Source organism: Paenibacillus sp. J22R160, assembly GCF_059692135.1.
In genome coordinates this window covers 75915-96517 of record NZ_JCAUAU010000014.1, presented here as the reverse complement: position 1 = coordinate 96517, position 20603 = coordinate 75915, and the positions used below count along the sequence as shown (strand labels likewise).

At 44.5% G+C, this 20603-nt stretch carries 25 protein-coding genes; 8 read left to right on the top strand and 17 right to left on the bottom strand.

Annotated elements, in window-relative coordinates:
• Window positions 1-96 precede the first annotated feature (96 nt).
• Window positions 97-1452, bottom strand: a complete 1356-nt coding sequence (locus tag AC58UW_RS23440) for a glucose-6-phosphate isomerase (RefSeq protein WP_161407749.1) — start codon at window positions 1450-1452, stop codon at window positions 97-99.
• 126 nt (window positions 1453-1578) lie between these two features.
• On the opposite strand from AC58UW_RS23440, the gene AC58UW_RS23435 reads away from it, so the two are divergent.
• Together AC58UW_RS23435 and AC58UW_RS23430 are read left to right on the top strand one after the other, a co-directional pair.
• Complete coding sequence (locus AC58UW_RS23435; protein WP_497423003.1) at window positions 1579-2865, top strand: NAD(P)-binding domain-containing protein; 1287 nt, start codon at window positions 1579-1581, stop codon at window positions 2863-2865.
• Window positions 2866-2989: 124 nt separating this feature from the next.
• On the top strand, window positions 2990-3658 hold the full coding sequence (locus AC58UW_RS23430; protein ID WP_497423002.1) for a putative endonuclease domain-containing protein: 669 nt from the start codon (window positions 2990-2992) through the stop codon (window positions 3656-3658).
• Window positions 3659-3887: 229 nt separating this feature from the next.
• Here the strand turns inward: AC58UW_RS23430 and AC58UW_RS23425 are convergent, their stop codons facing one another.
• The 4 genes from AC58UW_RS23425 to AC58UW_RS23410 all read right to left on the bottom strand — a co-directional run bounded on the left by AC58UW_RS23425 (window position 3888) and on the right by AC58UW_RS23410 (window position 6438).
• Window positions 3888-4469, bottom strand: coding sequence for a glycoside hydrolase family 73 protein (locus AC58UW_RS23425; RefSeq protein WP_497423001.1), 582 nt, complete (start codon window positions 4467-4469; stop codon window positions 3888-3890).
• Window positions 4466-4864, bottom strand: a complete 399-nt coding sequence (locus AC58UW_RS23420; protein WP_497423000.1) for a phage holin family protein — start codon at window positions 4862-4864, stop codon at window positions 4466-4468. Before AC58UW_RS23420 ends, AC58UW_RS23425 begins: the two co-directional genes overlap by 4 nt.
• A 39-nt stretch (window positions 4865-4903) precedes the next feature.
• Window positions 4904-5797, bottom strand: a complete 894-nt coding sequence (locus AC58UW_RS23415; protein ID WP_497422999.1) for a minor capsid protein — start codon at window positions 5795-5797, stop codon at window positions 4904-4906.
• 221 nt (window positions 5798-6018) lie between these two features.
• Entirely contained in the window at window positions 6019-6438 is a 420-nt protein-coding gene (locus AC58UW_RS23410; protein ID WP_497422998.1) for an ArpU family phage packaging/lysis transcriptional regulator, read from the bottom strand.
• 154 nt (window positions 6439-6592) lie between these two features.
• On the opposite strand from AC58UW_RS23410, the gene AC58UW_RS23405 reads away from it, so the two are divergent.
• From AC58UW_RS23405 to AC58UW_RS23395, 3 genes are all read left to right on the top strand, one after another.
• On the top strand, window positions 6593-6997 hold the full coding sequence (locus tag AC58UW_RS23405; protein WP_497422997.1) for a helix-turn-helix domain-containing protein: 405 nt from the start codon (window positions 6593-6595) through the stop codon (window positions 6995-6997).
• 83 nt (window positions 6998-7080) lie between these two features.
• On the top strand, window positions 7081-7719 hold the full coding sequence (locus tag AC58UW_RS23400) for an ImmA/IrrE family metallo-endopeptidase (protein ID WP_497422996.1): 639 nt from the start codon (window positions 7081-7083) through the stop codon (window positions 7717-7719).
• A complete protein-coding gene (locus AC58UW_RS23395) occupies window positions 7694-8083 on the top strand; it encodes a hypothetical protein (protein ID WP_497422995.1) in 390 nt (129 codons plus the stop codon). Before AC58UW_RS23400 ends, AC58UW_RS23395 begins: the two co-directional genes overlap by 26 nt.
• A gap of 55 nt (window positions 8084-8138) precedes the next feature.
• On the opposite strand, the gene ppnP is transcribed toward AC58UW_RS23395, so the two are convergent.
• From ppnP to AC58UW_RS23375, 4 genes are all read right to left on the bottom strand, one after another.
• Window positions 8139-8456 (bottom strand): pyrimidine/purine nucleoside phosphorylase, encoded by a 318-nt coding sequence (gene ppnP / locus AC58UW_RS23390; RefSeq protein ID WP_157317957.1) that lies wholly within the window; start codon window positions 8454-8456, stop codon window positions 8139-8141.
• Window positions 8457-8548: 92 nt separating this feature from the next.
• Entirely contained in the window at window positions 8549-10570 is a 2022-nt protein-coding gene (gene tkt / locus AC58UW_RS23385; protein ID WP_497422994.1) for a transketolase, read from the bottom strand.
• Window positions 10571-10760: 190 nt separating this feature from the next.
• On the bottom strand, window positions 10761-11660 hold the full coding sequence (purU, locus tag AC58UW_RS23380; protein ID WP_497422993.1) for a formyltetrahydrofolate deformylase: 900 nt from the start codon (window positions 11658-11660) through the stop codon (window positions 10761-10763).
• Window positions 11661-11701: 41 nt separating this feature from the next.
• Window positions 11702-12829, bottom strand: coding sequence for a deoxyribonuclease IV (locus AC58UW_RS23375; RefSeq protein WP_497422992.1), 1128 nt, complete (start codon window positions 12827-12829; stop codon window positions 11702-11704).
• A 127-nt stretch (window positions 12830-12956) separates the two neighbouring features.
• Between AC58UW_RS23375 and AC58UW_RS23370 the strand changes: the two genes are divergently transcribed.
• Window positions 12957-13385 carry a DUF2621 domain-containing protein gene (locus tag AC58UW_RS23370; protein WP_497422991.1) on the top strand — a complete coding sequence of 143 codons (429 nt, stop codon included), beginning with the start codon at window positions 12957-12959 and terminating at the stop codon, window positions 13383-13385.
• A 410-nt stretch (window positions 13386-13795) separates the two neighbouring features.
• Here the strand turns inward: AC58UW_RS23370 and AC58UW_RS23365 are convergent, their stop codons facing one another.
• Window positions 13796-14155: a hypothetical protein gene (locus AC58UW_RS23365; RefSeq protein WP_497422990.1), complete on the bottom strand. Its 360-nt coding sequence runs from the start codon at window positions 14153-14155 to the stop codon at window positions 13796-13798.
• 202 nt (window positions 14156-14357) lie between these two features.
• Here AC58UW_RS23365 and AC58UW_RS23360 point away from each other — a divergent pair, with 202 nt between their 5' ends.
• Window positions 14358-14726: a helix-turn-helix domain-containing protein gene (locus AC58UW_RS23360; protein ID WP_497423072.1), complete on the top strand. Its 369-nt coding sequence runs from the start codon at window positions 14358-14360 to the stop codon at window positions 14724-14726.
• A gap of 223 nt (window positions 14727-14949) precedes the next feature.
• On the opposite strand, the gene AC58UW_RS23355 is transcribed toward AC58UW_RS23360, so the two are convergent.
• The 3 genes from AC58UW_RS23355 to AC58UW_RS23345 all read right to left on the bottom strand — a co-directional run bounded on the left by AC58UW_RS23355 (window position 14950) and on the right by AC58UW_RS23345 (window position 17126).
• Complete coding sequence (locus AC58UW_RS23355; RefSeq protein ID WP_127455452.1) at window positions 14950-15456, bottom strand: tyrosine-type recombinase/integrase; 507 nt, start codon at window positions 15454-15456, stop codon at window positions 14950-14952.
• Between the two features lie 399 nt (window positions 15457-15855).
• A complete protein-coding gene (locus AC58UW_RS23350; protein ID WP_497422989.1) occupies window positions 15856-16119 on the bottom strand; it encodes a hypothetical protein in 264 nt (87 codons plus the stop codon).
• A 140-nt stretch (window positions 16120-16259) separates the two neighbouring features.
• Window positions 16260-17126, bottom strand: a complete 867-nt coding sequence (locus AC58UW_RS23345) for a metallophosphoesterase (protein ID WP_497422988.1) — start codon at window positions 17124-17126, stop codon at window positions 16260-16262.
• Between the two features lie 207 nt (window positions 17127-17333).
• Between AC58UW_RS23345 and AC58UW_RS23340 the strand changes: the two genes are divergently transcribed.
• Entirely contained in the window at window positions 17334-17504 is a 171-nt protein-coding gene (locus AC58UW_RS23340) for an anti-repressor SinI family protein (RefSeq protein ID WP_145659097.1), read from the top strand.
• Window positions 17505-17523: 19 nt separating this feature from the next.
• Here AC58UW_RS23340 and AC58UW_RS23335 read toward each other — a convergent pair whose 3' ends face one another.
• The 4 genes from AC58UW_RS23335 to glmS all read right to left on the bottom strand — a co-directional run bounded on the left by AC58UW_RS23335 (window position 17524) and on the right by glmS (window position 20537).
• Complete coding sequence (locus tag AC58UW_RS23335) at window positions 17524-17865, bottom strand: helix-turn-helix domain-containing protein (RefSeq protein ID WP_497422987.1); 342 nt, start codon at window positions 17863-17865, stop codon at window positions 17524-17526.
• 128 nt (window positions 17866-17993) lie between these two features.
• Entirely contained in the window at window positions 17994-18377 is a 384-nt protein-coding gene (locus AC58UW_RS23330; protein WP_497423071.1) for a VanZ family protein, read from the bottom strand.
• Window positions 18378-18384: 7 nt separating this feature from the next.
• The gene (locus AC58UW_RS23325) at window positions 18385-18726 is read right to left on the bottom strand and encodes a helix-turn-helix domain-containing protein (RefSeq protein WP_497422986.1); all 342 of its coding nucleotides are present in this window, start codon (window positions 18724-18726) and stop codon (window positions 18385-18387) included.
• Between the two features lie 8 nt (window positions 18727-18734).
• Entirely contained in the window at window positions 18735-20537 is a 1803-nt protein-coding gene (gene glmS, locus AC58UW_RS23320) for a glutamine--fructose-6-phosphate transaminase (isomerizing) (protein ID WP_497422985.1), read from the bottom strand.
• Between the last annotated feature and the right edge of the window lie 66 nt (window positions 20538-20603).

The window sequence follows — 20603 nt, the reverse complement described above, 5'->3', positions numbered from 1 at the left end:
TGTAAGAAAATTTACCACATAAATAATGGTAATTTCCTATGAAAAAAAACGACCTATCCGGGTGGATGGATCGTTTTTGTTCCTTACGTGCGTAAATTACTTCTCTAAACGTGCTTCCAGCTCCGCTTTTTCTTTCTCATAACCCGGTTTGCCTAGGAGTGCAAACATATTCTTTTTGTAAGCTTCAACGCCTGGTTGGTCAAAAGGATTCACACCCATCAGATAACCGCTGATTCCGCATGCTTTTTCAAAGAAATAGACCATATACCCGAAGGAGTAAGGCGTCATGTCCGGCAGCGTAACGATCAGGTTCGGTACGTGTCCGTCCGTGTGAGCAAGCATCGTGCCTTGGAAAGCCTTTTTGTTCACGAAATCCATCGTTTTCCCGCTCAGGAAGTTAAGTCCGTCCAAATCATCAGCATCTGTACCGATCGTAATATGATCAGCCACTTGATCTACTTGAATCACCGTTTCAAACAAGATGCGGTTGCCGTCTTGAACGAATTGGCCCATGGAGTGAAGATCTGTCGAGAAATCAACAGAAGCTGGGTAGATGCCTTTGTAATCTTTCCCTTCGCTTTCGCCGAACAGCTGCTTCCACCACTCTGAAACGAAGTGCAAGGACGGCTCGTAGTTAACGAGAATTTCGATTGTTTTGCCTTTGCGGTAAAGCGCGTTACGAACAGCAGCGTATTGATACGCTTGGTTCTCGCTAAGCTTCGGATTCGCGTACTCGCGTTGAGCATCCGCAGCACCTTTCATGATCGCTTCTACATCAATTCCAGCTGTCGCGATTGGCAGCAAGCCAACTGCCGTCAGTACGGAATACCGTCCACCGACATCATCCGGGATTACAAAAGATTCGTAGCCTTCTTCATTAGCTAATGTCTTCAAAGCGCCTCTAGCTTGATCCGTTGTTGCATAAATGCGCTTGCGAGCGGCTTCCTTGCCATATTTCTTCTCTAGCAGTTCACGGAATATACGGAAAGCAATCGCTGGCTCTGTCGTTGTGCCGGATTTCGAAATCACGTTCACGGAGAAATCTTTGCCTTCCAACAATTGAAGAAGGTGTGTTACATATGTAGAGGAGATGTTATTTCCGACGAAATAAATCTCAGGCGTTTTTCTTTTATCTTTAGGCAAAATGTTATAGAACGAATGGGACAGCATTTCAAGCGCAGCGCGCGCTCCCAAATAAGAACCGCCAATTCCGATAACGACAAGCGCTTCAGAGTCGGATTGAATTTGCGTAGCCGCCGCTTGAATGCGAGCAAATTCCTCACGGTCATACTTCTCAGGCAGCTCCACCCATCCTAAATAATCAGAGCCGGCACCTGTTTTGTTATGCAGCTGATCATGCGCCAGTTCTACCTGCCCAGACAAATAATCAACCTCATGTTGGGATAAAAAGGACAATGCCTTGCTGTAGTCAAATTGTAGCTTAGAGCTCAATATGTTCGCCTCCATCTCTATTTTTTTCCTTTTCCTAGCATACTTATTTGCTTGTACAAAAGCAAGTAAAGAAGGCATTCACAGGTTAGATTTCCCATGATAAAATGATTCCAGAGGTGAATGATCATGAAACGTATCGGCTTTATCGGACTTGGCACAATGGGCAAACCCATGGCTGCTAACCTTATCCAAAAAGGTTTTATGGTAACCGTTTATAACCGTACTCCTGAAAAAGCGGACGAGCTGGCTCGTCTTGGCGCTGAAGTGGCTTCAACACCTGCCGATGCTGCTCGTCATTCGGATGTACTGTTCACCATGCTTAGCAACGATGCCGCTTTGTTGGATACATTTTACAATGAAGAAGGCATTCTAAGCGGAATCCATCCAGCTCTTACGATTATTGATTCCAGTACCGTTTCTCCACAAACAAGCCAAAAGCTGGCTGAGGAGCTTGCGGCCCATTTCGTCGACTTCCTCGACGCACCTGTCACAGGCAGTAAGCCTGCTGCTGAAGAAGGTACGCTTACGTTCATGGTCGGCGGCAGCCAGGAAGTGTTTGAAGAGCATGAGCAGTTGTTCCTTGCAATGGGCCGTAAAGCCCTTTACCTAGGCCCCTCCGGCTCCGGTTCCTATGCCAAGCTTGCCAACAACACCATGGTGGGCATTAACTTGCTTGGTTTTGCCGAAGGCTTATCTATCGCATCCAAAGCTGGGGTTAACCTTGAGAAATTCTTAGAAATCGTCCGCGCTGGCGGTGCAAACAGCAAAATAGTCGACCTCAAAGGCGATAAAATATTGAACCGCGATTTCAGCAATCAATTCTCTTTGAAGCTGATGCTCAAAGATCTCTTGCTTGCTCAAGGACTGGCGAGTAATTTCCAATTGCCAGTTCCCCTGCTGCAAACAACGGCGGGTTTGTTCCAAATGGGATTAAGCAAGGGCCTTGGCGATGAGGATTTGAGCTCTGTCATCCAATGTTACGAAGACTGGATGGGGCAACAAATCGCTAGACCTAGCGAGCCTTCTGTTGTCGTAGAAGAGAAGGCGGCATCGCCGCTTTCAGGTCGTGAGCGCCGTCGTAACACGCGTGTGAAGCTGGACATCAACTTGAAGTTGTCCATCTATCAATGGGAGCAGGAAGGTTCCTTCTCCGGCCAAAACATCGACGGCACACTCTTCGACCTGTCGGAGAGCGGACTACAAATCACAACCGCTGCGCCACTTGCGCCGGACATGTTCATCGTCATCCACTTCCCGCAGGAAGCGGAACTCCCGCCAATCACCGCTCGTGTGATTCGGATTGAGACGCATGGCGATAAGTTCCGCTATGGCTGTATGCTATCCGGCTTGCCGCCTTATGTGCGGATTAAGCTGGAGAAATATATTGATGAGCATATTGAGTATGCGTTGTAGCGTCTAGTGGAAGTACATGAAAATATGTAAATCTAAATACAAGGATACATGTAACTCGTTGATGCGTGAAGAACACCGTCTTTCCTATTGGGAGAGGCGGTTTATTTTATTTGGAGGGGATTGCTTGAGCTTTGAATTAGAGTATGAAACTTTGGTAAGCTCCCATAAAGGAAAACGCTCAGGAGAGCGGCTGCGTAGATTGCTAGAAGGACACGGACATGCGGAAACGTTATTTTTGCGGCAGGTGTGGTGGACAGCTATCGGAAACTTTCGTCAACTGCATCCCGAATATGAAGTAAAAGATTTTCAGGACGGCACTCGTTTCATCGATTTCGCATACCTCCGGCCGCCGTACCGAGTCGCCATTGAAATTGATGGCTTTGGTCCTCATGTCAGAGACATTGACCGCTCCCGCTTTGGAGACAACCTCATGCGTCAAAACCAACTCGTCCTGGACGGATGGAAAGTGCTCCGCTTCTCTTACGATGACATTACTCACAAGCAGCGACGCTGTCAGCAAATGATCTTGCACTTTATGGGACGTTGGTATGGAGATGAACAGTCAACTTCCTTGTCGCTCGCTCATCGGGAAAAGGAGATCGTTCGCCTAGCAGCCAGCTCCACATCTCCTCTTAAGCCACGTGACGTGGCGGAGCAACTTGGCATTCGTGTTGAGCATGCTCGCAGATGGCTGCACTCGCTGCACCAGAAGGGGATTATTCGACCGGCCAGCGGACAGAAACGGGTTCGTTCTTATGTGTGGGATGCTGCGGGAAAGAATTTGTTTCTGTAGGGCGTGATGGATGGAAATCCAAATGAATAAAAGTCTTTGGAGACTCTTATTCCTTTTCTATTGTTGTTTTGAGCCGAGATAAGAGTCTCTAGGAACTCTTATCTTATAAAAACTGCACCCTAGACGGGTATTTTTAACGAATAAGAGTCTTTGGAGACTTCTTTTTTTGTAAATATTAGCTTAAATGCAAGAATAAGAGTCGGTAAAGACTCTTATTCTTGTATTCTCCTCATAGTTGCCCGGATACTTTCCTAAGCTCGTCTGCCAAGCGGTGAAACTCCGCTCGAGCTTCCGCATCCTCAGTGCTTGTCCAAGCAGCGGACAGAAACGTGATTATTTTATTCGCGTCCTCGGTACTCATGATATACTCCCCTTTGTCTTTAAATTGATCGAATCTCGTAAGATCGCTCCCTTCAATTATACGAATTAGTTTATCTGCATACATCGGGTCAGTTGCATAACCTGCACGCTGCAACTTCTGGCAGGCCAGCCGATAGTCGGGCTCGTGCAATACGTTGGCATACCTGGGATTTTGAGAAAGTAGATACGAATGATTACGAATACTTTCATACCAGCTGTCGTAAACACAGAAGCCATCTACGATTTGAAGCCATCTGCCGTTAAGAAACTCCTGAGTAGCTAGCTGCTGCCCGCTCCCCTTGATGCCAAACAGATTGTTGCCTGGTGCGTGGCTTCCCCAACCGCTTTCTAAAATCGCTTGAGCCAGTGTCACACTTGCCAGAATCCCAAACTCCCGCATATTCGCTTGTGCAGCAGGTGCTATTTGCGCGATAAAACTATCCTTGTTCATAGTCCTTCACTCTTGTTGCGAAGCACTTGAATCATCTGTTTCAAAAAGCTGGGCAGCGGCAGCCCTAATCTACCATAATTTTCAGTGATCGATATAAACTCATTTGCCAAGTAGAAATAGATCGCCCCCGTCATCATGAGATTCGTGTTTAGTAGAAGGTCCATGCGGTGAGCCAGCATGATGACAAGCAACATCATCCCTTTGCGAGTTAACCCCCAGAAGCCAACTTGGCTGTTAAGACCACGATGTTCCTTCATGGAGGCCGCAATGCCAGTGACATAATCAACAGCGATTGCCATCAGGAATAGGCCCATCAATTCACTCAACCCGCCGAAGGCATACGTCACACACGCGCTAAGCGCGGCCAAAATCGAGCTGAAAAGTGATTGATTCATCTGCTTCTCTCCTTTCGTTTAATTGAAAAGTAGTAGTCATCAAATGAATATGTCATTCCTCATTTTTTGCATGAACAATACAGCCGTTTTCACCTCAGAACACTTGTTGATTACAAGAGAAGTGTTCAATTGAGGCGCTCCAGCTATCAAAGGAGTTGAACCTTGCGGTGCCCCGGCAGCACCTGTCAACGTCACCGTCAGCACGCCCGTAGACAAATCCCCTGAGCGAATCGCAGCTTGAGCATCCAGCACGGTTAACCACCTGCCTCCCACTCCACCAAGTGGCAATTTGGCCTGCTCGGCTAAACCAAGCATCAGCACTTGTGCTGCCAGTTGGTATTCACTTGCCGATCTAGCGGCAATATGACCAACGAATTGCTTGGACAGCTGTTGAACGCCTCGCGAGGCTGCTGCGCTATGCCAACCTGTGCACTGCCACGAGACTGCCGGTCGGCAGGTTCCGTTGAAGCCGCGATAAACACGCCACTGCCCGCCAAGCGCCGTTTCTGTGAATTGCGAAATAGCTTCCAGCCACGATTCGACAAAAGGTTTGATCTGCTTAAGCAGGAAGACGGCTTTCATAGAATATCTGCCTTCTGCATCCAAAGCCTGTACAGCTGGCAGCGACGTAATTTGCGACGTAAACTGTCCGCCGTCCACCTGAATGGTGCCCTCCTCCGGCTCTAGCATCCGGCCAATGATGCGCCAGATTCTCTCCTGCGCGCCCTCAGTGGTTGCGCTTCTGACCAGCAGGCTCAACTTGCGCCAACTGCCAGGCGCATCCAGCTTGAATTCGGCGCTGCCTCCGACATGGCAGATTATAACTGCCTCATCGGGGTTCTGAGATTCGCTATCCACGAACAGGTCTGTGCCGAGCGTTCCCTCTCCTTTCGCTTGTAAAAACAACGCCAATTGTTTGGCCATGTTATTCATTCTCTCACCTCTCTTCAGTTATTTGTTTTGAAATTCAAAACATTTTTTTCTTTACAACAACCACTTCCCCTTATCCACTCCCGATAAGCCTTGCTTAAAGGCCTTAGAGCTTAATCGCTTCAATCTTCTTCAGCAGCATCACCGCCTTCTTGGTCTACACATCGATCTTACCATGCCTCCAATCGAGTGCATTGCCAACAAGCGGCCAACACACAACCATACTAGCCAAGCGTTCGGACCACCTCTGCCCGCAGCATGTAAGCCAACTTCTCCATCGCGCGTGCCTTCACCCTTCGATAGGTACGCTCGCTCAAATTCACCTCGTAACACAGCAAGTAGTCTAGCATCTTCTCCTTCTGCAAATAGCGTCTACGTATAATTTCTTCCTCTTGCTCGTCCAGCCGCGACAGCGCCTGCTCAACCTCAGCATATAAGAGCGCTGCCTGCTCCTCTGACGCAGAAGCTACGCTATATTCAGCAGCCTCTTCCGCCACTTTTGGCACATATTGCCTGCTGCTATCCTTACGCACACCTCCAAGTGTTTGGAACAGACGGACCGTCTCAAGCAGGCTCTCCACCTTTTTCCGTGTAGCCCGCTTGTCCACCTGATCTTGATCTATGTGTAACATTTGTTCCAACATCCCCATCATCTCCCAAAATTTGTCGTTTTGAAATTATAAACAAATCATACGCTAATCTTGTTTATAATTTCAACACAAAAGTTTTGAAACACGAAAAAAAACGCTTGTTTTTTGTACCTCTAACCATTTACAATAAGTAGCAGGTGATGAATCGATGAAAGATATGGTCCAGTTCGGACTTCGAATCCGGCAGCTGCGCAAACAGAACCACTTTACCCTTAGAGAGCTTGGAGAGCGGTCAGGTGTTAGTTATTCGTTTATTAACTCCATAGAAAATAACCGCTTCAATCCATCAAGGGAAACGGTGATCGCTTTAGCTGACGCGCTAACTCGCACTGACAAGGACGAGCTCTTGCTGCTAGCTGGCTTTGCGCCAACGGATGAAGAGTCACTGGATGCCCCTTCCGGACCCGGGGTTAGCGAAATGGATGATCCTGAGGTCAGCCTATTTTTTAAGGATTTCCAAAGTGCGCCCAAGGAACGACGGGACGAAATGCTTCGGTTCTGGCACTTCATCAAAGAGCAGCAGATCAACCGTACGCCGGATAGCGAGCAATAATACATATGACATGAAGTTAAGCCCATTGGGCTTTTCTTTATCCTTATAAATCGAACATATATTCTCATCTTATTCATATCGAGGTGTTTTCCCTGTTTACTCACTATCAAACCACCCCTCTGGAACAGTGGGTCGAAGCTTTATATGAGCAGCATGAAATCACAATGCCGGCTCAGCTGTGCATGACCCATTTGGCGGCTAAACTGCGCATTTGGGTGTATACCATGGATATGAACAGTATGGCGGTTGAAAATAACGGGCAGTTCAGCATTAATGTTGACCGTCGTCTCTCCCCTAAGGAGCAATGGGAAGATTTCTTGCACGAACTCTGCCATGTTCTCCGGCATTCCGGCAACCAGATGGCGATGCCTGATCGTTATGTGAATTGGCAGGAGCAGGACGCATCCGCCTTCCAACTCTACGCGGCCATTCCCCTCCCCATGCTGAGAGACCTCGCGCTGCCTGAGAACAAAAATGAAATGATCGCATATCTCTCTGAAGAATTCCAGGTCACTTTCCGACTTGCCAAAGCGCGGATCGATCAAATTGAGAGGCGTGTCCTACAGGGGATCCTGGACTATGAACAAAACACACAAAGCCAGACAAACAAGAAGTACGATCCGTCCAATTGGTCCGAAGCGACCCGTTTGATCATGGACAAACTGGAGTTTTTAAGGTCAAAGGGGGTGCCTGCAGGTGGCAAAACTAACCGTCTTTTATGATTATCACGAAGAGGGCATCGTGCCGATCCTCTTATCGCTGCGTTTTCGGCCAAATGAGCTTGATTTCAGCAAGAATTCCCTATATGTGCCGCTGGGAGCACCTTTTCAGCAGCTGAATATGGAGGAGATCAACGAGCTCGATGCCGGCATCACCGTGCTGATGGAGGACCTCATTGTCAATCAGGAACGCCCCCATGCTATTGGCATCTCCCTCTCTGGCTTGAAGCTTCGACATGCAGCACACCTGGAAGGACTCATCGATATCCAGCAGCTATGGCTGCGGATGAATGACATCGAGGATGTACTTCAGATGGATGTTCGCACTTTGTACCCTTGGAATGACTCGCGCAAACCCCAAAAATAAAAAAAATCCCGCACATCCATGAACAATGTTCACAAAATGTATGGGATATTAGGAACTATTCACTAATATAAGAGCAGATATAATCACTAACTGTTTTCACATCAAGCTTGAATTTTGCATTAGCTGGGACAGTGAACTCACCTTGTCCATTAATGCTGATCCATTCGCTGCTGCCTGGAAGAAGTACGTTCAGTTCACCAGCTTGGATTTCCATAATTTCTTTGACATCTGTTCCGAATTCGTACTCACCTGGAAGCAAAATGCCCAATGTTTTTTTCGTGCCATCCGCGAATTGTACCGTGCGGCTTGTTACTTTACCATCAAAATAAACGTTAGCTTTCGTCAATACCGTTACATTTTCAAAGCTGGACATGATCAATAGTTCCCCCTCTAATATGGCAATAAATAAGGCCAAGCCCACGCGAGGTGGGCTATGGCTTTGTGACTAACGCGGCTATGTTTGTTCTAAGCCAATAGAGCTTTGACTCTAGCTACGACGTTCTCTGGTGAGAAGCCGTACTCTTTCAGAACTAAATCGCCAGGCGCGGATGCACCGAACGTGGAAATGCCCAATACGGATCCTTGGTCACCAACATAACGTTCCCAACCGAGTGGGAAGGCCATCTCAACAGCAAGACGTTTTTTGACATCTGGAAGAATGACGGAATCTTTGTATTCTTTGGACTGTTTCTCGAACAATTCCAAGCTTGGCATGCTGACAACGCGAACGTTGATACCTTCAGCTTGAAGCAGCTTTTGCGCCGCGACAGCCAATTGTACCTCGGATCCTGTTGCAAGAATTTGAGCATCAGGCTTACCGTTTGTAGCATCGGAGACAACGTATCCGCCTTTGCTCAGGTTCGCTTTCGCGCCTTCAACCGTTCCTTCAAGAATCGGCAGGTTTTGACGAGTCAAGACAAGGGCAACTGGACCCGTTGCTTGGGAAATGGCATAACGCCATGCTTCGGACGTTTCGTTGCCGTCAGCCGGACGAATTACTGTAATGCCTGGAATAACACGAAGCGCAGGCAATTGCTCAATCGGCTCATGCGTCGGTCCATCTTCACCAACCGCGATACTGTCATGTGTCAGAACATAGATAACTGGAAGCTGCATAAGAGCCGCTAGACGGATGGACGCACGTAGGTAGTCGGAGAACACGAAGAATGTTGCACCGTATACTTTCACGCCACTATGCAAAGCCATACCGTTCAACGCCGTACCCATACCGAACTCACGAACACCAAACCATAAATTACGGCCAGCATAGTTGCTCGCGCTGTAATTGGATTCGCCTTTGATCATCGTATTATTGGAGCTCGCTAGATCCGCGGAACCACCGATCAACTGTGGAAGCAGAGGAGCAATCGCGTTGATCGCATTACCGGAAGCAACACGAGTTGCCATAGGCTTGTCCGATGTGCTGTAAACTGGAAGGTTCGCATCCCAGCCTGCTGGAAGTTCATTATTAACTGCTGCGCTGAATTGGTTACCCAGTTCTGGATAAGCTTTGATGTAGTCATTCAAAAGAGTGCTCCAAGCTTGTTCTGCTGCAGCGCCTTCTTTACCAATTTCCGCATAGTGGGCACGAACTTCATCAGGAACCAAGAAGTCTGGTTCTTCCGGCCAGCCGTATGCTTGCTTCGTCAATTTCACTTCGTCGCCGCCTAGTGGAGATCCGTGAGGTCCAACGTGACCGCCTTTTCCACCTTTGTTCGGGCTACCGAAACCGATTGTCGTTTTCACTTCAATCAAAGTCGGACGAGTTGTATCAGCTTTTGCATCAGCAATCGCTTTGGAGATTGCAGCCAGGTCATTCTGCTCTTCTACGCGCAGTACTTGCCAGCCATAAGCTTCAAAACGTGCGTGAACGTTTTCGGAGAATGCCATATTCAGCTCGCCATCCAGCGAGATATCATTTGAATCGTAAAGCATGATCAACTTGCCCAACTTCAAGTGAGCAGCCAAGGATACTGCTTCAGAGGAAACGCCTTCCATCATGTCCCCATCGCCACAGATCGCATATGTATAATGATCGATTACTGGGAAGTTTTCTTTGTTATATGTCTCTCTCAGGTGAGCTTCAGCCATCGCCATACCTACTGCCATACCAATCCCTTGTCCAAGTGGACCGGTTGTTGCATCAACACCTGGCGTGTGACCGTATTCTGGATGTCCTGGCGTTTTGCTTCCCCATTGGCGGAAGTTCTTGATCTCTTCGATCGGCAAATCATATCCGCACAAGTGAAGAAGGCTGTATAGTAGCATGGATCCGTGACCCGCAGAAAGTACGAAACGGTCACGATTGACCCATTTCGGATTAGCTGGGTTGTGCTTCATATGCTGTTTCCACAGCACGTATGCCATTGGAGCAGCACCCATGACCATACCAGGGTGACCTGATTTAGCTTTCTCAACGGCATCGATACCTAACGTACGAATCGTGTCAACTGCTAATTGTTCGACTGTTTTGTTTGTTGCTGTCATTTCGAAAATTCCCTCCTATATGTCTCTAATTATCTAAGTCTTTAACTTGTACATACAAGTGACTTTTCTCACTTGCATTATTGTACCATTTGCTTTGAGGCTTTGCCACAATAAACCGTTAAAACTCATCGGATTTGCGCCCTACAGCAAAAAAGACTGCATCCTTATCGGATACAGCCTAGTTTTCCCATCAATTGAAAACGACAGTCTTATTATTATGAACAATAATTCGATCTTCCACATGCCAAGCAACAGCTCTGGCAAGAACGATCCGTTCAATATGGCGGCCAATTCTCTTCAAGTCCTCCACATTATCGCGGTGACTAACCCTTTGAACGTCCTGTTCGATGATAGGTCCGCCGTCTAATTCTTCCGTCACATAGTGCGCGGTTGCACCAATAATTTTCACGCCGCGGTTATGTGCTTGGGCATAGGGCTTACCGCCCACAAAGGCAGGCAAGAATGAATGATGAATATTAATGATACGATTCGTGTAATGCTTGATGAAGGATGGCGAGACGATCTGCATATAGCGGGCCAATACAATAGCATCCACATGGTCTCCCACAACTTCAAGCTGGCGCCGTTCCGCATCAGCCTTCGTATTTGCCGTAACCGGAATATGGTAATACGGAATACCGAAAGGCTCTACCAGCGATTGCATGTCTGGATGATTAGAGATCACCATCGCAATATCCGCATTCAAATCGCCTGCGCGCCAGTGCCAAAGAAGCTCAAGCAAAGCATGGTCTTCCTTCGAAACAAAGATCGCGATACGCTTCTTCTGACTAGCCAGAGACAGGCTCCAGTCCATCGAGAATTTGTCAGCAACGATGGAGAAAGCCTCTTTCAATTGCTGAACGCGGCTCTCCAGCTTGTCCAAGTCAAACTCGATCCGGATGAAAAACATACCGCCTTCCGGATCCATCGTATACTGATCGGATTGCACGATATTCGCGCCATATTCAAACAAAAACTGCGACACTGCCGCCACGATGCCCGGCTGATCCGGACAGGATATCAACATTCTTGCTCTATTCGCCCATTCGCTCTCTCTGCGAGTCAGGCTGTTTGCATTTCCCCGTTCCATGTGAATCCCCCTAAATGCTTTCTACTCAAAAGCTATCTATATTAAGCCTTCTTTAGTATATCCTGACCGGCAAGCCAAACGATAAGACGTTGATTAAGCTGCTCCTCACTTAGGTCGGACAACAATCTTTCTTCATGCAAAATGTCGTACAAGCGCTCTAGCGGCTCTCGGCCGTCCGCTTTTTTCGCTTTCGCATCATTTTTCAAAATGTCCCAAGTTTTCAGCACATAATCGCGGAAATGAATATCCTTTTTGCCAAACATATGGTCGATTCGCTCTACATGATCCAAGAACTCTTCGCCGAAGCGGCCTTTGAGGTTACCGGACAGGAGAGCAATCTCTGCTTCATACATCGGACGCTGCGTTTTGTCCTCTTTCCCGATCCAAGGCGTTTCTAGAATCATCGGCAAATGCTGCAGTTTCTCGTGATTAGCGATATTGTTCATCGCTTCAAAGCCAATCCAACCCGAGCCTAACGGCGCATGACGGTCTTTCGCAGCCCCGCGAGAATTTTTACTGTCGTTTAAGTGAATGACGCCAAGCTTATCTAAGCCAACTACTTTGTCGAAATGATGCAGAACACCATCCAAATCGTTAACGATATCATAACCGGCATCATGAATATGGCAAGTGTCCATACAAACCGTAAGTTTGTTGTTAAACTCCACGCGCTCCATAATTTCTGCAAGTTCCTCGAAGCTGCGGCCGATTTCGGTGCCTTTGCCAGCCATCGTTTCCAGCGCGATATTCACGTCTGTGTCCTTCACGCCAGCCAATACTTCGTTCAAACCTTCAGCAATCCGCTCAATGCCATACTCCGCATCCTTGTCCGTGTAAGCACCTGGGTGAAGAACGATATTGCGAACGCCGATGTATGCGGTCCGGCGAATCTCTTCTTGAAGGAAGCGAACAGCTAGTTCAAAGGTATCCTCTTTATAGGAGCCCAAGTTAATGATGTACGGTGCATGAACAACAATTTCATTCATTGCATGCTTGTCCATCAAAGCTTTGCCTTCTTCAATGTATTGATCCTCAATCGGTTTGCGGCGCGTATTTTGCGGTGCCCCTGTGTATATCATAAATGTGGAAGAACCGTATGAAACTGCTTCTTCAGCTGCATTTAACAAGCCTTTATCTGAGAACGAAACGTGTGAGCCAATTTTGGGCATGGTCCATTGCTCCTTTATTGAGAGTCTATCTGCTACCCTCCTATTTTACTCGGATTGTCGCAAGAAATCTAGAAATAAGGTATAATTCTTATCATATATGACGGTTTGGTTGTGAGGTGACAAATAAATGGTTAACGATTTTTTCATGTGGTTCATTATTTTCTGGGTTTTTGTCCTGCTTTTCTTCATGTCTGTAGGCGGCTTCTTCATGTTTCGCAAGTTTCTGAAGGTGCTCCCCAAAGAGGATGGGAAGTCAAAGCTTGACTGGCAAAATCATTATGTCGACAATTCCCGCCACCTATGGACGGAAGATTCCAAAGCATTTCTTGATCAGCTTGTTTCTCCCGTGCCAACAGCTTTTAGAGATATTGCCAAGCATTCCATCGCTGCTCGAATCGGACAGGTTGCTTTGGAGGCCAAGGCCGATGAAGTGACGCGAGATCACTGTATTGAAGGCTACATTCTTGCGACACCGAAGCGTGACTACCGAAGCTTGACCAGCTTCCTTGAGAGGGAGCAGATCGACTATAGCGCTTATAAGCATTTGTTGCAGTAAAAATGAAAAAGCCATCCCTTTGGAACTAGGGAAGGCTTTATTTGTTATGACAACTGTCAAACAGACTCATTGTTATGCCTCCTGTATAGTAAATAAAAATGCGGAGGCTTCAAAACCAGAGTAACAAATCTGTGAATCTTCAGACATCTCTGCACTTAATTTCGCCAATCGCTCATTGGCGCAGTCCTTGCAGTGACACAAAGGAATAGTGGTCTTATAATACCCTGTTTTGAATACTTTCTCCGCATTGTTTCTGGACATCACTGACTCGCATTTCACGCAATACACCATATCTAGGTTAAACATAAATTTCTCCCCTTTACTGAATCTTACTGTCGTTTATTGTTACAATATGTATATATAAATGATTATAAGATACATTTCGTAACTTAACAAGGGGTATATTACCATTAACACATGTAATCGACAATTATATCATCGTAATACCGGTCTGGATCATAGCTTTTACTTATCCTAACAAATTCCTTATTATGTAAAGTTGCAAGTTGATTTATTTCATAGAGCAATTCAAATTCTACGTAATCATTAGGTTGAATTGCCGCCTTATACATATAAATATCTTTGTTCTTACTCACAAGGTCTATGCAGCCCTCGCAATGGAATGTTCGATTCGCAACGATAAACTCAAAACCGTATATGATCTCGTTGTCGGTAGGTAAAATCAATGGACTTTCGAATATAAATTGAGACTTCTGTAATTCCAAAATATCGATCATTGCATATTTCGTGTGAATGTTTCTCTCGTACATTTGAACAATTGTTAATTTACCTTCTAGAGGGGTAGTAAGTGTTAATTTGCTTCTTTTTCCGATCGCCAAAGCCTTCACACCACCTTAATACATATTGTATCTAGTCAAATGAATCTTTGCTTTGTTATAATGGTTTTCTGGTATATTTGGTTAAACACAGTGGATATAATGGTAGAAAAATAAACAGTGAGGAATGATCAAGCTGAAGTATGGAGACCGCATTGCCCTCTTACGTGAAAAAAGAGGATTAACCCAAGAAGAATTGTCCATAAAAATTGGAATATCTAGGGCATCCCTTTCTCACTATGAAACAAGTCGCCGTGAACCCGATTACGAAACCATTAATAAGATAGCGAACTTTTTTAATGTTTCCATTGACTATTTGCTTGGACGTACCAACCTTCAGCAAGCTGTTCTTGATAACGATGTTCGGGACTTTGTAGAAAATCTTGATTTAACAGATGAAAATATTTTACAAAAGTTTTCATTGACCGTTGATGGCCGAAAGCTTTCACCAGATGAAGCAAAACGGTTCATTGCCTTTGTAAGGGCTGAGCGTTCGTTGGAGTAGTTGATTGTAGAGCAAATTGTACGTTCTGAGCCTGAAATTTCTGTTTGTCGATGCTTAGATAGAGAAGAATCTGATGAATATCGATTGAAATCTTAAGTTCTTGATTCATATGTGGACCTACTCCCAACGCTCAGCTTTTCTTAAAAAGTAAAAAATCATCTCTTTGTTATCTGTGATACGTTATGTATCTAGCGCGAGGCGGAATAGCGATAATCGCCTATTTCTACTTATTTACACCGATATACTTCAAAGTTACGGATGGGGCGGACTGGTTAAACAAATCTCTAAGTACAGAGACATTTTTCGTTTTCAAATAGTAATGATAACCATATGTTTTACGGAGTGTATGCGTGCCAATGTCTGTTAAGCCTACCTGCTTCGCCGCTTGGTTTAAAATTCGATAAACTCGAATTCTTTTGATGGGATTACCCGTTCGTTGGGACGGAAATAGGTAATTATCCTCGTCCATATATTGAATATATTCCTTAATAAAAGCCTTAAGCTGTGAAGAAAGCTGGAACGTCTTGACTTTACCCGTTTTTTCCTCCCGAACACTCACCACGTTTCGATCCCTCACATCTTTTACTTTCAATGATAGAAGATCGCTAAGATGGAGTCCGGAATTAATCCCGATTGTGAAGAGAAGCCAGTCCCGAATCGATTGTTCTTTTAAAACTTCTTGTAATTGTTCAATTTTCTCTTGGTCTCTTATCGGCTGAACAACTTGCATGAATAGCACCTCACATAAGCATAATCAAATTTCATTGTATGTATCTCTTTTTTGCTATTGCATATAAACTCAACTATTCTAATCTATCAATCCTCCTAATTATTGTATGTTACATATTGTATCACAAATTTGATAAATGATCTATGCCTTTTCCTGTTCTCAAAAGCTAATATCTAAGGTATAATTCTTAATAAAGAACGTTTTCATGCTTTTAGAAATCATGGAGGGAGGCCACGTACATTGTTAAAAGTTGCTAGGTTGCTAATTATCGTTCTCATTCTCAGTGCAATTACGTTTCCTGTATCAGCTTATGCATCGGGTCATGAATCAGGAAATTCTCAGAAAAATAGTTTATTATCACAGCTTACTTCTTTGTTTAATTTGAGCAAATTATGGAGTTCAAGTACATACCAGAACAATAACAATAGCAACAACAATAATAACAGCAATAACAATAACAATAACAATAACAATAATCACAGCAATAATAATAACAATAGCAACAACAACAACAATAATAACAATAACAACAACAATAACAACAATAATCACAGCAATAATAATAACAACAACAACAACAATAATAATAACAATAACAATCATAACAATCATAACAACAACAACAACAACAATAACAATCATAACAATAATAATAACAATCATAACGATTGGGATGATATCGACTGGGACGACATCGATTGGAATGATGATGATTGTCTAGATTCGTATGACATTTGGAAAAAGTGGTTTTGCTATTAACCAAAAAAAAGCTCCGTCAGCATCAGCTGGCGGAGTTTTTATAGTTATGGCTGCTTCGTTTCTAGGACAAACACCGTAATTTCAGGCCGACAATTGAACCTTATAGGAAACAATGTTGTTCCTATCCCACGGTTTGTGTAAACGTGAAACTCATTTTTTTCGAAGGTATATAGTCCTACTTGATACTTTTGTCCTAGGTCTGGTGTAAATAAGCTACCGTAAAAAGGAATTCGAATTTGTCCGCCATGACTATGACCAGAGAGTTGCAAGTCGACAGGAAATTTCAAAGCGGTATCGGCGAAATCCGGCTCGTGTGCAAGCAGCAGCACGAACTCGTCTTCCTCAGTCCCCTTTAAGGCAAGGGGCAGATCCGGCTTGCCATGGAATATCTCATCTATTCCGACTACCCATAAACGCCTATTCTCTCTTTCAATCGACTTGTTTGCGTTGACCAATACCGTAAAGCCGGATTGTTCTAGCACATCTTTTACCCGCCTGGGGTCCAGACGCATATCGTGATTGCCGAGAACTGCATATTTCCCGAATTTCGCTTGAAGCTTCGATAGAATCGGGATCACATCGTCATTTATTTCACCATAGTTAGAATCAAATAAATCTCCTGTAAAACAAATCAAGTCGGGCTTTTGCCGCTGAACCAGTTTGACCACTCGAGCCAATTGTTTCAAGCTATAGTACTTGCCGATATGTGTATCGCTGAACTGTACAATTCGCATGCCTGCAAATGCTGCTGGATACCTACGATACGCAAGTCGAACCGTTTGCGACTGAATCCAATACCGCTCTCCGAAAATGCCATACATACCGCTTACTCCCGTAAGCATCACCAAAGATCCAACAGCAGACATACTGTATTTGAGAAACGTCCTGCGATCTATACGTTTATTGATCACTGTATGTCCCCCTTCTTCACGAGTATCTCTAGGTCTAATTACGGAAGCTCATGCGGAATTTGTCGAGGGGAGTCACATAAGCGCCGATACAATTTGTATAATTTTAATATTATCGGGATTGATTTCACCGAAAAAACGTGCGATAATAAATTACCAGATACGATTTGTATCACAAAGAATGCTTTGGAGGGGTCACTTGTGAATCAGATGCATCAGACGGATTTGGAAGAACTTGATACGGAGTGGATAGACCTTATTATGAGCGCACGTAAGATGGGTTTTACGATGGATGAAATTCGCGCATTCCTAAGAAGCCCTTTCCAAACGACTCAAAAGTCACAGAATTCAACTGAAAATGACCCTTGTATGTCCCCATAGAATTACAAGGTCATCTGGCCTATTCGTCGTTTGGGCGCTTCATTCTCCATTTATTAAAATCCAGAAATTCACGAAACTGCTGCTTATCAACACCAGATGTCATGGCTTCTTTAATAATGTCATACCATTCCTGATCAAGCTGAGGTCCCTCTTGTGCTGTCTCATCCTGTTCATCAATCAACCTCTCGACAGGTACCTTTAACACAGCTGCAATTTTCTCAAGAAACTGAATAGAAGGATTCTTCTGAATATCCCGCTCCAAGCTGCTAATATAAGATTTAGCAACCCCTGCACGTTCAGCAAGTTCTGTCAATGACAGGCCCTTCTCTTTCCTCAATTGTTGTACACGTTTTCCAATCATTTCATATCTTCCCTTATCTTTAAGTGATAGGTGCTCTTAACATTATATCAGAATTTCCTCCAAAGAACAAATGTGTATCTTATTAAGAACAAAAAAAGCCCCCTACGGGGCTTTTGAGCCTTCATTGATCATCTTTTTGTTAACCATACCATAACTCTAAGAAATACTAACGCAGCGAAAGAATCCAGCATCACATCTAGAAGTGAAGATGTTCTTCCTGGTACATAAGCCTGATAACACTCATCTATAGCAGCAGTCAGTGTCGTGCAAACCCATGGTAACCAACTCGTTCGCCTTCGGAATGCAAGGTAGAAAAAGATACTTAGCATGCCAAATATAAGGACATGTGCAGTCTTACGAATCACGGCATTGGTTGCATAAGCCTGCTGTTCATCCACACCTGTTAGGTGCTGAACGATGACTTTGGTATGCTCACTAGTAAAAACCTGAAGTGATGTAATTAGAAATAGGGCACCTAAGAATATAGCTAATAGGCACCACCAGATCGTCATCTTCACTCTAGTTAACTTTATCATTATGCCATTTCATAAACTCTATCAAAATTTTTAATTCATGTATGCGTTCCTTGGCGATACCTGATTGTTTCAAATCATTGATAAAATCCATCCATTCTTGATCCAGTTGATGATTCGTTCCCACATCTTCGGAAATTTTCAGTAAGAGTTTAAGGTCAACGTTAAGGACCTCTGCGATTTTTTCTATGACATGAATCGATGGATTTTGTTTGAGATTTCTTTCAATATTGCTTAAGTAGGATTTGGAAATACCTGTCCTCTCTGAAAGCTCAGACAATGTATACCCCCTTTGCTTACGAATACTTGAAATATTTTGACCGATCATAGTTATCATCACTCCACGGTGACACTTTTGGCAAGATTTCTTGGCTTGTCAACATCACAACCTCGGTATACGGCTGCATAATACGCTATTAATTGTAACGGAATGACCGAAACCAGCGGAGTAAGATGCTCATGAATGGCAGGCAGTACGATTTGATCGTTCTTTTCCTCCATCCCCTCCATGCTGATCATACAAACATGGGCCCCGCGTGCTAGAACTTCTTGGACATTGCTTCTAATATTCCCCTTAATATGGGATTGTGTTAGAAGTGCAATAACAGGAGTCCCCTCTTCAATTAAGGCAATCGTTCCATGCTTCAGTTCTCCACCGGCAAAACCTTCTGCTTGAATATATGAAATCTCCTTAAGCTTTAATGCACCTTCTAGACATGCATAGTAATCCATGCTTCGCCCTATAAAGAAGCAGCTGCGTGACGCGTTTAAATACTTCCATACGTTCTCTTCCATCATCTCCTTCTTGTTAATCATAATTTCCATCGCATTCGCGGCAATACTTAACTCGTGGAAAGGGTTGATATCCTGCTTAATTCCTTTTACACGTGCGCTATCGAATGCGAGTATCGCTAATACAGCAATTTGTGCTGTATAGGCTTTTGTTGATGCAACCGCAATTTCTGGTCCGGCATGTGTGAGTAACGTGAAATTCGCTTCACGTGATAAAGTGGAACCTGGTACATTGGTAATCGTCAATGCCCTATACCCCAGCTGCTTGATGGCTACTAATACGCCTCTGCTATCTGCCGTCTCTCCGCTTTGAGAAATAAAGATAAAGAGCGGGTTATTGGAGAGAATGGGTCTGTTATATAAAAATTCACTAGCGATATGAGTTTCCACGGGGATGTCGGCTATCTTCTCAATCAACTGTTTACCAACCAACCCCGCATGATAACTTGTTCCGCAAGCAATGATATAGATACGATCCGCTTCCTTCACGCTATCGCGAATGTTAGGATCGATGGTCATATCTCCATTACTATCTTGATATTTAGAAACGATTTTCCGAATGACCAAGGGCTGTTCATCAATTTCTTTCAGCATATAATGCGGATAGAGCCCTTTCTCTATATCGCTAGCATCAAGCTTTACTTGAAATGGCCTCCTCTGAATGACTTCTCTGCTCAAGCTTTTAATCGTTTTGGTGTGTTGGCGAAGTATGACCATCTCCTCATCCATCAATTCCACGAACTGATTCGTTAACTGCAGCATTGCCATCGCATCGCTTGCGATAACGTGAAAGTCTTGGCCTAGCCCGATGAGTAAGGGACTTTTATTTTTACCGACATAAATCGTATGGATGTCCTCGTTATCTAATAAAGCGACGGCATAGGAACCTTTGATTTCCAAGAGCAATTGCCCAAAAGCTTCCTCAACCTCTAACCCGCTTTCCACCAATTTCTCCATCAGCTGAACAATAACTTCCGTGTCCGTATCGCTTGAGAAAGGTACTTCAGATAGAAAATGTTGTTTGATTTCTTCAAAGTTCTCAATAACGCCATTATGTACAATTGTGAAACGGCCGCTGTTACTTTGATGAGGATGTGCATTTCTGCGGCTAGGTTTGCCATGTGTCGCCCACCTGGTATGACCAATACCAACTAACGCTGTCTCCTGAGGATCAATAACATCATTAAGTGCTGCTATTCGTCCCTGTTCTTTGTAAACATGTATCCCTCTTTCATTCAATAAAGCTATTCCGGAAGAATCGTACCCTCTGTATTCTAGTTTTTCTAAGCCTTTAATCAAAATTGCTTTCGCATCCTGATTACCAATATATCCAACAATTCCACACATTTTAAATCTCCTTTAAAATAAAATTCTTAATAAAGAACGATTGCGTAATAATTAGCTATAATTTGA